General features: G+C 40.4%; 11 protein-coding genes. 1 reads left to right on the forward strand and 10 read right to left on the reverse strand.

The features are described 5' to 3' along the window. Positions 1–110 precede the first annotated feature (110 nt). Both C9J42_RS01545 and C9J42_RS01550 read right to left on the reverse strand, forming a co-directional pair. Positions 111–929 carry an ion transporter gene (locus C9J42_RS01545; protein WP_005370644.1) on the reverse strand — a complete coding sequence of 273 codons (819 nt, stop codon included), beginning with the start codon at positions 927–929 and terminating at the stop codon, positions 111–113. A gap of 207 nt (positions 930–1,136) precedes the next feature. Then, the gene (locus C9J42_RS01550) at positions 1,137–1,775 is read right to left on the reverse strand and encodes a YchE family NAAT transporter (RefSeq protein ID WP_045127240.1); all 639 of its coding nucleotides are present in this window, start codon (positions 1,773–1,775) and stop codon (positions 1,137–1,139) included. A gap of 695 nt (positions 1,776–2,470) precedes the next feature. Here C9J42_RS01550 and adhE point away from each other — a divergent pair. Further along, the gene (gene adhE / locus C9J42_RS01555) at positions 2,471–5,152 is read left to right on the forward strand and encodes a bifunctional acetaldehyde-CoA/alcohol dehydrogenase (RefSeq protein WP_107205612.1); all 2,682 of its coding nucleotides are present in this window, start codon (positions 2,471–2,473) and stop codon (positions 5,150–5,152) included. 63 nt (positions 5,153–5,215) lie between these two features. On the opposite strand, the gene C9J42_RS01560 is transcribed toward adhE, so the two are convergent. The 8 genes from C9J42_RS01560 to C9J42_RS01595 form a co-directional block, all read right to left on the reverse strand. Then, positions 5,216–5,893 (reverse strand): SDR family NAD(P)-dependent oxidoreductase, encoded by a 678-nt coding sequence (locus C9J42_RS01560; protein WP_107290564.1) that lies wholly within the window; start codon positions 5,891–5,893, stop codon positions 5,216–5,218. Positions 5,894–6,073: 180 nt separating this feature from the next. Beyond that, a complete protein-coding gene (locus C9J42_RS01565) occupies positions 6,074–6,580 on the reverse strand; it encodes a VC2046/SO_2500 family protein (RefSeq protein ID WP_107292067.1) in 507 nt (168 codons plus the stop codon). A gap of 142 nt (positions 6,581–6,722) precedes the next feature. After that, a complete protein-coding gene (locus tag C9J42_RS01570) occupies positions 6,723–7,697 on the reverse strand; it encodes an alpha-L-glutamate ligase-like protein (protein WP_105060595.1) in 975 nt (324 codons plus the stop codon). Positions 7,698–7,700: 3 nt separating this feature from the next. Continuing rightward, a complete protein-coding gene (locus C9J42_RS01575; protein ID WP_107205615.1) occupies positions 7,701–9,209 on the reverse strand; it encodes an inactive transglutaminase family protein in 1,509 nt (502 codons plus the stop codon). Positions 9,210–9,223: 14 nt separating this feature from the next. Next, on the reverse strand, positions 9,224–10,033 hold the full coding sequence (locus C9J42_RS01580) for an ATP-dependent zinc protease (protein WP_107245553.1): 810 nt from the start codon (positions 10,031–10,033) through the stop codon (positions 9,224–9,226). An 86-nt stretch (positions 10,034–10,119) separates the two neighbouring features. Beyond that, complete coding sequence (gene cmoB / locus C9J42_RS01585; protein ID WP_107259419.1) at positions 10,120–11,094, reverse strand: tRNA 5-methoxyuridine(34)/uridine 5-oxyacetic acid(34) synthase CmoB; 975 nt, start codon at positions 11,092–11,094, stop codon at positions 10,120–10,122. A 15-nt stretch (positions 11,095–11,109) separates the two neighbouring features. After that, entirely contained in the window at positions 11,110–11,838 is a 729-nt protein-coding gene (gene cmoA, locus C9J42_RS01590) for a carboxy-S-adenosyl-L-methionine synthase CmoA (RefSeq protein WP_005370656.1), read from the reverse strand. A 171-nt stretch (positions 11,839–12,009) separates the two neighbouring features. Beyond that, positions 12,010–12,921, reverse strand: a complete 912-nt coding sequence (locus tag C9J42_RS01595; protein ID WP_107259423.1) for a DUF72 domain-containing protein — start codon at positions 12,919–12,921, stop codon at positions 12,010–12,012. Positions 12,922–12,937: the final 16 nt, after the last annotated feature.

The following is a 12,937-nucleotide window of genomic DNA, read 5'->3' on the forward strand; positions in this document are numbered from 1 at the left end:
GTAGACCAAATAAGACGAGAATAATTGTTATCTTGTAAAAGTAAGAATTAGATCACGTCTTAAAGATCAAGTGGTTAATCATTAAAATTAATGGTTTTCTTTAATGATAATTAGATATTTTCAGGGAGTTGTGTTCCACACTTTTTGCAGTAATCAGCATCCACTTCATGACCACTGGTTGCACAATTAGGGCATCGTCTTAGGTTTCGGTGTGTTTTCATTTCTTGATTGAGTTCTGCGGTCAAAATACCGGTCGGAACGGCAAGAATTGAGTAACCGAGTAACATGGTCAATGAAGCTAACGCCTTACCCATTACGGTTTGCGGCACAATATCGCCATAACCAACAGTTGTAATAGTCACGACTGCCCAGTAAATACTTTTAGGGATACTGGTAAAGCCATTTTCAGGGCCTTCAATCAAGAACATTAATGAACCAAATACGGTAACTAGAATTAATACAGAACTAAAGAAAACAAAAATTTTACGTTGGGCATGGCGAAGTGATCGTAAAAGAATATTGGAGTCTTGTAAGAATCTAGCCAGTTTTAGAACACGGAAAATACGTAAAACACGGATTAAACGTACGATCAGTAAATAGTTTGAACCTGGCACAAAGAAAGAAATGTAAGCAGGCACAATGGCAATTAAATCAATGATGCCATAAAAACTTCGCGCGTAAGCGAGAGGGCGCGGCGAACAATACAAGCGCAGAATATACTCTATGGTAAATAAGATCGTGAATAGCCACTCAGCACCTAACAGCGCTGTAGAGAATTTTGATTCAATACTGGCAACAGATGAAATGATTAGGATCAGTTCAGAGCTAACAATAGCGATTATTAAGCCAATATCGAATAGCTGTCCAGCGCGTGTAGAGGTACCAAAAATAATTTGGTAAAGACGTTGTCTTAGAGTCAGTTTAATCATAATTAAGTGTTAGTTAGCCGTAAGCTTACGCAGAAGTAGGTTATTATTTTGTATGGCATATCAATCAGCAGACTAGTATACCAAAAATAGTATTAGGTAAGTGCGTAAATGATGAGCGTAGATAATTGATAATAAAAAGTCCCGAAAAAATCGAGACTTTATATTTAATTATTATCTTTTATTAGCGAGGTGTTTATGTTGTGACGCTTAAACTAGGCCTGGTAGCATTACTTTTAATCCATTAATAATAAATTCGATACCAAGTGCGGCAAGGATCAAACCCATGATACGAGTAATAACGTTAATTCCTGTTTGACCTAGGAAGCGAACAATTAATGGTGCAGAGCGAAACAGTAACCAACAGCCAAAAGCAAATACAACGATGGTAATGGCAATGCCAATCGTTGATGTCATTGTTGGATACTTGGAACCATAAACAATGGTTGAACTGATAGCACCTGGTCCTGCCATTAAAGGCATTGCAAGTGGCACCACACCGACTTGTTCACGTATGGCTGACTCTGATTTCTCTTCTTTATTTTGTTTCACCTCGCCAATCTTACCGCTCATCATTGAAAAAGCGATACTCAGCAACAGTAAGCCGCCGGCGACTCGGAATGAATCAATAGAGATACTAAAGAGATCCAGTAAGTGTTGGCCAGCAACAAGAGCCACTACCAGTATGATAACAACAGCTGTATTGGTTGTTAACGCAGTTTTATTACGCTCTTCAGGTGTCATTGAACCAGTTAATGACACGAAAACAGGCATAATACCAACAGGGTTTACCGTTGCAAAAAGCCCGACAAAAAAGTGTAAAAATATTCCTATTTCAATGGCTTGCATGATTTTCTCAGTTAGATTTCACTAGGTGTAAGTCATGAGAATAGTATTAATCAATACAGTTGATCTCAGAGTAAAAAAGCCTCGTATATAAGGCGTAGTTATTAACTTAACAATTAGGTTATGCACGCTAATTTTTTGACAGGTAAAACCAATGTTAATTAATCACTCGATGATATTTTAATCTTAAATTATTAGCCTAACCACAAAAAAAAGCCTGCTTTTAAAATTCTAGTGAAAGATTTCTCCATTATTTTTAAATAAACTTTTATTGTTGAAAACATGAACTACTATGGTGAAACGAAATGCTTATTAATAGTAATGACTCAACATTGACCAATTGGTATATGAAAAGGTGATAATTGTCACAAGTAGACAAATGTAGGGCTAGTAAATGTATTTTTATTACGTAATATTTCTCCTTGTGAAATAAGTGGTTATTGTCGCTAAGATGTGAAATATTAGTAAAAAGATTGATTCTATAGAGTATGTGTTTGTTTTTTACTCATTTTTATGATTTTTAGGTATAAATTAATCATCAGAGCTAACACTGATCTAAATCAAATCTTTTTAGAATGTGAATAAATATAATCAATTTTGAAAGTAATTTACTAAGTGTGTGATTTTCTTAGTTCGAGAATTAAGAATGAAGCCGTATCCTTACTAAAAAGTTTTCAATCTTAAGGTAGGAGTCTACTATGCCTGTTACAAATATCACTGAACTAGATGCAATGGTTGCTCGCGTTAAAGCGGCACAAAAAGAATTTGCAACTTTCTCTCAAGAGCAAGTGGATAAAATTTTCCGCGCTGCTTCTCTTGCTGCAAACAACGCACGTATTCCTCTCGCTCAGCAAGCTGTTGCTGAATCTGGCATGGGTATCATCGAAGACAAGGTTATTAAAAACCACTTCGCTTCTGAATTTATCTACAACAAATACAAAGACGAAAAGACATGCGGTATCTTGGAAGAGAACGATGAGTTCGGCACCATGACTATTGCTGAGCCTGTAGGTATTATTTGTGGTATTGTTCCAACGACTAACCCGACATCTACAGCTATCTTCAAATCGTTAATCTCTCTTAAAACACGTAACGCAATTATTTTCTCGCCACACCCGCGTGCTAAAAACTCAACTAACGCTGCTGCTAAATTAGTATTAGATGCCGCTGTTGCCGCAGGTGCACCTAAAGATATTATTGGCTGGATTGATCAACCATCAGTTGAACTATCTAACGCACTAATGAAGCACGATGATATCAACCTTATCCTTGCGACTGGTGGTCCAGGCATGGTTAAAGCAGCTTACTCTTCAGGTAAACCTGCTATCGGTGTTGGTGCGGGTAACGTGCCTGTTGTTATCGATGAAACAGCTGATATTAAGCGTGCTGTTGCATCAGTACTTATGTCAAAAACGTTTGATAACGGTGTTGTTTGTGCCTCAGAGCAAGCTGTAATCGTTATGGACGAAGTCTATGATGAAGTGAAAGAGCGTTTTGCTTCTCACAATGGCTACGTTTTATCAAAAGATGAGGCAGAGAAAGTACGTAAAGTTCTGCTTATCAACGGTAACCTTAATGCAGATATCGTAGGTCAGCCAGCAACGAAGATCGCAGAAATGGCGGGTGTTACTGTTCCTGCTAATACTAAGATCCTTATTGGTGAAGGTGAGCAAGTTTCTTTCGACGATGAGTTCGCACACGAGAAACTATCTCCTACATTAGGTATGTTCCGCGCGTCTTCATTTGAAAATGCAGTAGATCAAGCAGTAACAATGGTAGAGATTGGTGGTATCGGTCATACATCTGGCTTATACACGAATCAAGACACTAACGCTGACCGTATTAAGTACTTCGGCGACAAAATGAAAACAGCACGTATTCTTGTGAATATCCCAACAACTCATGGTGGTATCGGTGATCTTTACAACTTTAACGTTGCGCCTTCGTTAACTCTAGGTTGTGGTTCATGGGGTGGTAACTCTATCTCTGAGAACGTAGGTCCTAAGCACCTTATCAACAAGAAGACAGTAGCGAAGCGAGCTGAAAATATGTTGTGGCATAAACTACCTAAATCAATTTACTTCCGTCGTGGTAGCCTTCCAATTGCACTTAGCGATTTAGAAGGTAAGAAGCGTGCGTTCTTAGTAACAGACCGTTTCCTATTTAATAACGGTTACGCAGATGAAATCGTATCTTTGCTTAAAGCACAAGGTATCGAAGTTCAAACATTCTTTGATGTAGAAGCGGATCCAACACTGTCTGTTGTTGAGAAAGGCGCTGAAGCAATGAAGAGCTTCCAACCTGATGTGATTATTGCACTCGGTGGTGGTTCGCCAATGGATGCTGCGAAGATCATGTGGGTAATGTATGAGCACCCAGAAACGCACTTCGAAGAACTAGCAATGCGCTTCATGGACATCCGTAAACGTATTTACAAGTTCCCTAAAATGGGTAAGAAAGCTGAACTAGTATGTATCACTACTACATCTGGTACAGGTTCTGAAGTAACACCATTTGCGGTTGTAACTGACGATAAAACAGGTGCTAAGTACCCACTAGCTGACTACGAACTAACGCCTAACATGGCAATCGTTGATGCTAACCTTGTAATGAACATGCCTAAGTCTCTAACAGCGTTTGGTGGTTACGATGCCGTCACTCACGCACTAGAAGCTTACGTATCAGTTCTTGCTAACGAATACTCTGATGGTCAAGCACTTCAAGCACTAAGAATGCTAAAAGAATACTTACCATCAAGCTATGCAAATGGTGCTAATGACCCAATCGCACGTGAGAAAGTACACAATGCGGCAACTATCGCGGGTATCGCATTTGCGAACGCATTCCTAGGTGTATGTCACTCAATGGCGCACAAACTAGGTGCCGAGTTCCACGTACCACACGGTCTTGCTAACGCATTGTTGATTTCTAACGTTGTTCGTTACAACGCGAATGATAATCCAACAAAGCAAACAGCATTCTCACAGTACGCAAGCCCACAAGCGCGTCGTCGTTATGCTGAAGTTGCTGATCACTTAGGTCTATCACATGCGGGTGACCGTACTGCACAGAAAATTGAGCGTCTACTAACTTGGTTAGACGAATTGAAAGTGAATCTTCAGATTCCAATGTCAATCCAAGAAGCAGGCGTTTCAGAAGCTGATTTCCTTGCGAAAGTTGATGAGTTAGCGGTAGAAGCGTTTGATGACCAGTGTACTGGTGCAAACCCTCGTTATCCTCTAATCTCTGAGCTTAAAGATGTACTAATGGCATCTTACTACGGTAAGCCTTTCATTGAAGGTGAAGCGTTTGAAGGCACAACAGTGATTAAAAAATCAGAGCCAGTGAAAACCACTAAAGGTAAAAAAGCAAAAGCTTAATACCTAGCGTTGATTGAAAAAAAGCCCGCTAACTTAGCGGGCTTTTTTATATCTTATAGATGGTTATATCAAACACTCTGCTTCAAGTATCCTGCCATTGAAGGAATCATTAGTAATAATGTATTCCGTGCAACTGACTATTTCTACTTGTAATCGTGTATGGAGCATTGTCTGATTATCTGAAGTAATTGGAATAATGGCACCCACTCGGATATTCAAAGAAGATAATTCTTTAGACCAGCCAAAAGTTAAGCCTTGTATTACTGATTTACTAGTATCGGAAAGGTGAGCGTGATGGTGAGATGGTTGTAAGGCTAAATTAATAATAACAGCAGGTTGTTTGTTGTCTTGCATCATTGTTGCTGCTATTTGTCCAACGCTAAAAAAAGTGGTTGCGTTGTTACACATTACATCATTGAATTTATTAATTGCATTGGGCTCAAGAATACTTGGTGTATTCGTACATTTTGGCCATGTATTGAGTAAGACATTAAATGTACCTAGTTGGCGCTGAATATTGGTAAAGACTTGTTTAATTGAATGCGGTTGGGTGTTTTTTAAATGAAAGATGTTGATATGACGAGAGAATTGAGAACAAGCATCCTGTGTTGCCTCTAAATTTTGGATGTCATTATCAACGAGCGCAAGTTTTGCCCCTAATGATGCAAAATGAAGAGCTATGGCTTTACCGATGAGAGTACCTGCAGCAGTGATGACTATTACAGATTGATCAATAAGCATAGTAGTATCATCCCAAAATTATCATGTTAATATGGCATTAACTGATCAGACCAAAAGTAGTTAAGAACCATATTAGTTAGCGCTTTCACAATAGAATAATTGGATGTGACAATGTTTGATTGCGCTCACAAAGATACCTATTGGGTATCATTGCTGGGTTGGCAGATAGTTATATGAATATTAAGCGGCGTGATAAAGCTCAGAAGTTCGCTTTGCATGAATAAGCGAAGCATATAAGGTTTTTGGTGATGCCGAGATAGGACGAGGCTCTTCTGGTGGAAGCTTGCGACGTTCGTGTACTGAAAGGTTGTGAAAGATATCTTCAGGTAATCCTTTAGTGTTCTCTGCTGGGAACGTTAACGCTGTGGGTTGCAGGCCGTGTAGTAAACGGGTACTCGCAATACCTGATTCATGGAAAGCTTTTGCCTGATCCGCAGAGCGTTGGTAACAATGTTTTGATGTGGTCAGCGGTTGAGGAAAAGGTAGCTCAAAATAAGCACGTAGTTGTTGCTCTGTTTGAATCTGCTCAGGCTCGTTATCTTGCGGTGTGTTTTCCATTAATTCAGAAGATAGCAATGCAAGCATTAATGAGAAATCAGCACGACGACCAGATTCAACCGCTTGGTTGAGTCCTGTACCGAGCTGGATCTCATTGATCAGCATATTATCTAAAGAAATGTGTTGCATGGAAAAGTAAGCCTTAATCATAGTGATAGTCTTTATATCGACATCAATGCCAAGAGCTTTAATTTTTTATATTATTAATAAAAATAAAAAAGCCCTGTCGTGATAACACGACAGGGCTTTCAAAAGGTATTAACCGAGAAGATTAAAACTTAGGTTTGACACCGAACTGGTGAGCAGCATAAGCGACACGCTCTTCAGGTGTTGGCGTATGTGCAGAAGTACCGATATTTTCAATATGGCGAAGGCGAGGGAGTAAACCACAACCATTTGCAATTTGAATGGCCAATCCTGGTCGAGCATTTAGCTCTAGCACCATAGGGCCTTTCACTTTGTCTAACACCATATCTGTACCCATGTAGCCTAAGCCTGTCATTTCCCAAGCACTCGCAGCAAGCGTTAGTAGCTTGTTCCAATTAGGTACTTGAAGCTCGCTGAGTAAACGATCAGTATCTGGGTGGTGTTCAATTGGCTGATTAAATTGAACTGCTCGTACCGCTTTACCTGACGCGATATCAATCCCGACACCGACAGCACCTTGGTGCAAGTTTGCTTTGCCATCGGACGCAGAGGTCGAACAACGCATCATCGCCATCACAGGATAGCCTTTAAATACGATGACACGAACATCAGGTACACCTTCAAAACTAAAGCCATCAAAAACATTATCAAATTGGATCAAGTTTTCGACCATGGCGACATCATTTTTACCACCCAACGAGAATAGTCCCGCGAGGGTATTGGTAATATGACGTTCAACATCTTGTTTATTGATTTCTGCACCAGACGGTTTTACATAAATACCGTCTTTGTGCTTAACAATAACTAAAATGCCTTTACCGCCCGAGCCTTGTGCGGGCTTAATCACAAATCCAGGCCAATCTTTTACCATATCGTGGATTTTTTTTACTGAGCCTTGGCTATCGATAACACCGATCAAATCAGGAACGGTTGCACCGGCTTGTTGGGCGATAAATTTTGTTTTTAATTTATCATCAACAAGAGGATAAAGGCTGCGATCATTATAGCGACCAATGTAGCTATGATTACGCTTGTTCATCCCCATGATGCCACGTTCTTTCAGCTTGTTTGGTGAAGTAAAACGTGCAAGTAAATTCATCGATTAATCCTCAGTTAGCGGCTTAAAACGACGAAGTTCACTTAAACGATAACCTGTGTAGTTACCTAGCATTAGGATGGCAGCTAGAATGATGAACTGCACACCAATGAAGTTAAATGTTAGGTGACGGATCATAGGGTTCGTCATTGCAAGGTACACAAGGATCGCAGTGAGTAGTGAACCACCACCTTGTACGAAGACTTCTTTCGCCCCTTCTTCTTCCCATAGAATCGACATACGTTCGATAGTCCATGACAAGATGATCATTGGGAAGAAGGTAATTGTTAGACCTTCAATAAGACCAATCTTAAAGGCAACAACCGTGAATATTGAAATGATCAATATTACGGTAATAATTACCGCGGATATTCGTGAGACTAAGAGCAAGTTCAATTTCGATAAATAACTTCGAATAATTAAACCTGTACCAACAATCAATAAGAAACCAACAATACCCGTTAATAATTGTGTTTGGACAAACGCAACCGCGATTAACACTGGCATGAAAGTACCAGAGGTTTTCAAGCCAATAATCACGCGAAGGAATACCACAATCAGGGCACCAATAGGAACAAGCATAATGGTTTTAAACATTGCTTGTTCTTCGAGTGGTAATGAGTGGATTGAGAAGTTTAATAAGTCTTCGGCTTTAATCTTCTCTTGCGTAGCACGCTGTGGTGTGATGTCTTGAGCAATGATAGAAAAACTAATATTAGAATTTCGACCACCAACAACATCTAGCATCGCACTGCCTTGTTGGTTCCAAATCATTACATCCGAAGGTTTGCCTTCTTCGCCAGTAGTCAGATTAAAGAGCTTCCAACTATTGTTATCCCACACTTCAACCATCGGCATCACTGTTTGGCGACGACGACCATCTTCAAGTTTTAAACCGCTAACAATACGCGAATGGATACCTTCAAGTGAAAGTAAATTCGTAATGGCTTCTTGCGGACTCATAGAATCAAGTAACACAGATGCGTTTTGGTTTTGTTTATCTTGTAATTGGCGAATAAGCTCACGGGCAAACGTGGTGTTGTTCGCAGATAAATTACGCGCCTGTGTTAACAGTGCTGTTGCTGCTGTTTGTTGTGGGTTACTTAAACTAACCGCTGCAGGTTCACCTTTAGGTGGGATCTCTTTGTACTGCGCTTGATCATCAACAAGAAGCTGAGTTTTGTAGTAAAGCACTTGCTTACCCATTGCGGTACGCGTAGCCCAGTCAGCTTGGTGACCTTCTTTCGTATCATGAATAAGTACAGAGTAGCCAGGAGGAGACGACGTACTTTCATCAATTAAGGTAAAGCCTTCCTGTGTTTCAGGCGTGGCCATTTTAACTTGTACAGGATCACCAACAGCATCGAATTGAACACGTGCTTCAACTTCCCACACTGCACGCTCTTCGCCTGGTGTCCACGGCACACCGTAGACATCGTGGCGATACATGCTCAACCCTAAACCTGCAATAATAAGCAGTGAAATAAGGATATAAAAAGGTACTCTAGACGTCATGACATCCTCATCATTTATTTATTAGCACTAACTGGCTCTGGTTTTGGCTCAGTTTTTCCTTGAACAAATTCTTTACCCACATCAACGAGTGCAATGTCTTTAAAGAACTCACGACCTAATAAAACAGGGAAATCCATCTTAGTTCGATCTGCAAGCGTGAATTGCGCTTTTTCATGTAAATTGCCAAGCGTGATCCAAGCTTCAATTACAGGGCGACGTACCGCATCTTCTGAAGTTGATTGACGGATACGAACCCAACGCAGAATAGGTGCTTCGATAGTTTCAGGTGTTGCTTTATCGTTTTGTGCTTTTTCTTCTGGTGTATCTTCTGCTGAATCATGACTCAGGTTAAAACGTACCCATTCTTTTCCATCTCGTTCAAAAGTTTGTACATCAACAGCATTTAAAGAAGAGGTGGTTGCACCTGTATCGACACGTGCTTTAAAGAATGATTTAACCGAATCAAGCCAAACCCACTCTTCCTGACCAAGGATAGCTTTACCATTGGCTTGGGTTGGATTATCTTCAATTTTTGGCTCAACAGGCACTCGAACAATTTGTTTTTCAACAATAACTTTAGGCTTTTCTAGGCTTTTTTGCTTAATAAACTTTAGATCTTTAGATATAGACGCTAATTTACTTTCGAGTTCGGTAATATATTGCTGTTGTGAATCCATTCGGGTAGAAACAGTATCTAATTGAGAATTAATATTCTGTTCTACGTTGCTGATCGCTGCCAAGGTTTCTTGATGATCTTGAGGCTGCGTGTTTGAACACCCTGTCAGTATTGCAATTGTGATTAATGGTACGCTGAAGCGAAGCATCATATCTCCTATGTGCGTCTATTTTCTAATGTCGACCGTAGTTTACCTTACAAAAAGGGATGCGAACAGCATCCCAGTGTCAGTTACTAGTCAGGATTGCGGGCTATTAAAACCGCACGTTTTGGTGCTGGATATCCTTCGATAGTTTTTGACGGATTTTCTGGATCTAAATATTCCGGAAGGGAATTATTTGTCATCCAATCTGTCGTTCTTTGCTCATCTGTTGTTGTTATATTCTCATCAACAATACGCACATCAACAAAGCCACATTTTTCCATCCACACTTTTAATGCTTTTGCTGATGGGAAGAAATAAACATTGTGCATTTGGGCGTAGCGGTGAGTTGGAACCAATACCGCATTTTCATCACCATCAATCACCAATGTTTCTAGAATGACTTCACCGCCTTTACGCAGCTGATTCTTTAACTGAATAATGTGATCGAGCGGTGAACGACGGTGGTACAGGACTCCCATACTAAATACCGTATCAAATGCTTTTAATTCGGGCAGATCTTCAATACCTAATGGTAATAAGAATGCGCGATCATCGTTGCCCATTAATCGCTTAATGGCTTCAAATTGAATTAAAAATAAGCTTGATGGGTCGATACCGACGGTAAGCTTTGCACCTTCACCCAGCATGCGCCACATATGATAGCCATTACCACAGCCTACATCTAATACGCTACGGCCTTTTAGTGGTGTAATGTGAGGCAGTACACGATCCCATTTCCAATCTGAGCGCCATTCCGTATCGATATGAATATCGTGCATAGTAAATGGGCCTTTACGCCAAGGGTGAAGCAAACGTAATAGACTTTCTAAACGTTTTTTCTCACCATCGGCAATCGGGACTTCATTACGAACACTGACTTCATTTTTTAAATCAATAATATCGGGTTTATCGGTTGGGAACTTTTGCAATGCGCGAACCCAACGAGCCATATCACCGTGCTCTCTATTTTCCCAATCACTTAATTGTTTAGGTAGAGTATTTAGCCATGGACGTAATGTTTCATGCTGGGCAAGAAGCTGATAAAAATCAGAAAAACTAAACATATGGAACAAAAAACCTTATTTAATCGCAAACATTGAGCCGAAATTGAAGCACTGGAACCATACTTCAGAACTAGAAAAGCCGATTTTCTTGAAACGTGTTTTGTGGGTTTCAATACTGTCAGGGCGCATCACATTTTCTATTGCGCTCCGTTTTTGGCTGATCTCTAGCTCGCTATAACCATTCGCTCGTTTAAAATCGTGGTGTAAATCAATCAACAACTCATTGGCACGTTCGTCATCGAAAATATATTTCTCCGACAAAATTAAAATACCGCCAGGGCGTAAGCCAGCATAGATTTTTTCTAATAATGCTTGGCGATCTTCAGGTACAAGGAATTGGAGAGTGAAATTTAACACCACGACTGAAGCGTCATGAATATCAACATCACGGATATCAGCTTCAAGTACTTGCACTGGTGTGTCAGAGCGATATGCGTCCACTAATAATCGGCATCGTTCAACCATAGCAGCAGAATTATCAATTGCTAATATTTCGCAACCTTCTTGCTGAATATGGCGACGCATAGAAAGAGTGGCTGCCCCTAAAGAGCAACCAAGATCAAAAACTTTAGAATGAGGCTTGGCAAAGCGCTCAGCTAACATGCCAATTGCTGAGATGATATTACTGTAACCCGGCACAGAGCGTTGGATCATATCAGGGAAGACTTCAGCAACACGCTCATCGAACGTAAAATCACCGAGTTTTTCAATTGGCGCAGCAAAAATATTGTCGTGGCCTGCCATTTCTCACGAACCTCATAATATATAAAGAACAGGGATCCATTGTACGTATTGAGCATCAAACCTTGCTGATACTCAGGCGATCCATCACCTTTGAAAGGTCGCGTATTGTAGAGAAAATAGCAGCATTTGTCTTTAATGATTTCTGATTTGTTCTTTGATTGATTATTTGCGTTATAGCAAAGAGATTTGTGGCGTACTTATTTCAGCTGCACTGGGTATAGCAAGTTCGGGGAGTGGCGAAAGAGTGTTGTTTTCGCTGATAAGGTGATCGCGTAACACATTATAAAGCCGACGGGCTGATTCAGGCGCAGCGTTATTGTCTGGGGTATGAATAAAGAGATAGGGCGTTTTACCTTCTTTGATCCATAAAGGCAGTCGTTGTAGCCAGTTTTTAAAAAAAGGATCGTTACACGCATCATCAGGATGACCAATAAAGCGGATCACAGGGTTATCAGCGGTTGCGATTGCATGAACTGGCACGCGAGGTTTCTTCTTTTGTGCATCAATCACCGCTTCTGTATTCGCTATGGCTGAAAATACAGGACGGCTATCCATAATAATGCGGTTACTGCCTTTTTCTAACAGCATTCGATTAAGTGCTTTTTCCTCTTCGCCTTTGGCAAAGAACGCAGGATGGCGAACTTCGACACCGGTAGTAAAGTGGCGTGGAAACTGATCTAAAAAGGCATCGAGTAAGGGTAAATCGTGAGGACTAAACCTCGCAGGTAGCTGAATCATCCATACGCCCGTTTTTTCCTCAACCGGCGACATGGTATTGAGAAAATCCACCAAGCTTTGATTACTATGACGAAGCTGCTGCTGATGTGTGATGGTTTGGGGAATTTTAAAGGTAAATTTAAATCCACTGTCAGGTGTCGCACCGTTCCAATTTTTTACCGTCGTCATGCTCGGAATAGCGTAAAAGGTGGTATTTCCCTCGACAGTATGAAATACCTCAGCATAGCGAGCTAAACGGTCACCATTTTTACAGCCTTTACCGTATATGCTTTGCTGCCAATGATTATGTGACCATTGAGATAACCCAAGATATAACGGTAAAGATAAATCAGAAGGTGAAGACATAATAAGACTTGGGTTT

Source organism: Photobacterium sp. GB-56 (assembly GCF_003026105.1).
Classification (GTDB): Bacteria; Pseudomonadota; Gammaproteobacteria; order Enterobacterales; family Vibrionaceae; genus Photobacterium.

Bases quoted from the DNA above. Each gene is read 5' to 3' on its own strand.
- C9J42_RS01545 (WP_005370644.1), bottom strand. From the start codon at position 929: ATGATTAAACTGACTCTAAGACAACGTCTTTACCAAATTATTTTTGGT.
- C9J42_RS01550 (WP_045127240.1), bottom strand. From the start codon at position 1,775: ATGCAAGCCATTGAAATAGGAATATTTTTACACTTTTTTGTCGGGCTT.
- adhE (WP_107205612.1), top strand. From the start codon at position 2,471: ATGCCTGTTACAAATATCACTGAACTAGATGCAATGGTTGCTCGCGTT.
- C9J42_RS01560 (WP_107290564.1), bottom strand. From the start codon at position 5,893: ATGCTTATTGATCAATCTGTAATAGTCATCACTGCTGCAGGTACTCTC.
- C9J42_RS01565 (WP_107292067.1), bottom strand. From the start codon at position 6,580: ATGCAACACATTTCTTTAGATAATATGCTGATCAATGAGATCCAGCTC.
- C9J42_RS01570 (WP_105060595.1), bottom strand. From the start codon at position 7,697: ATGAATTTACTTGCACGTTTTACTTCACCAAACAAGCTGAAAGAACGT.
- C9J42_RS01575 (WP_107205615.1), bottom strand. From the start codon at position 9,209: ATGACGTCTAGAGTACCTTTTTATATCCTTATTTCACTGCTTATTATT.
- C9J42_RS01580 (WP_107245553.1), bottom strand. From the start codon at position 10,033: ATGCTTCGCTTCAGCGTACCATTAATCACAATTGCAATACTGACAGGG.
- cmoB (WP_107259419.1), bottom strand. From the start codon at position 11,094: ATGTTTAGTTTTTCTGATTTTTATCAGCTTCTTGCCCAGCATGAAACA.
- cmoA (WP_005370656.1), bottom strand. From the start codon at position 11,838: ATGGCAGGCCACGACAATATTTTTGCTGCGCCAATTGAAAAACTCGGT.
- C9J42_RS01595 (WP_107259423.1), bottom strand. From the start codon at position 12,921: ATGTCTTCACCTTCTGATTTATCTTTACCGTTATATCTTGGGTTATCT.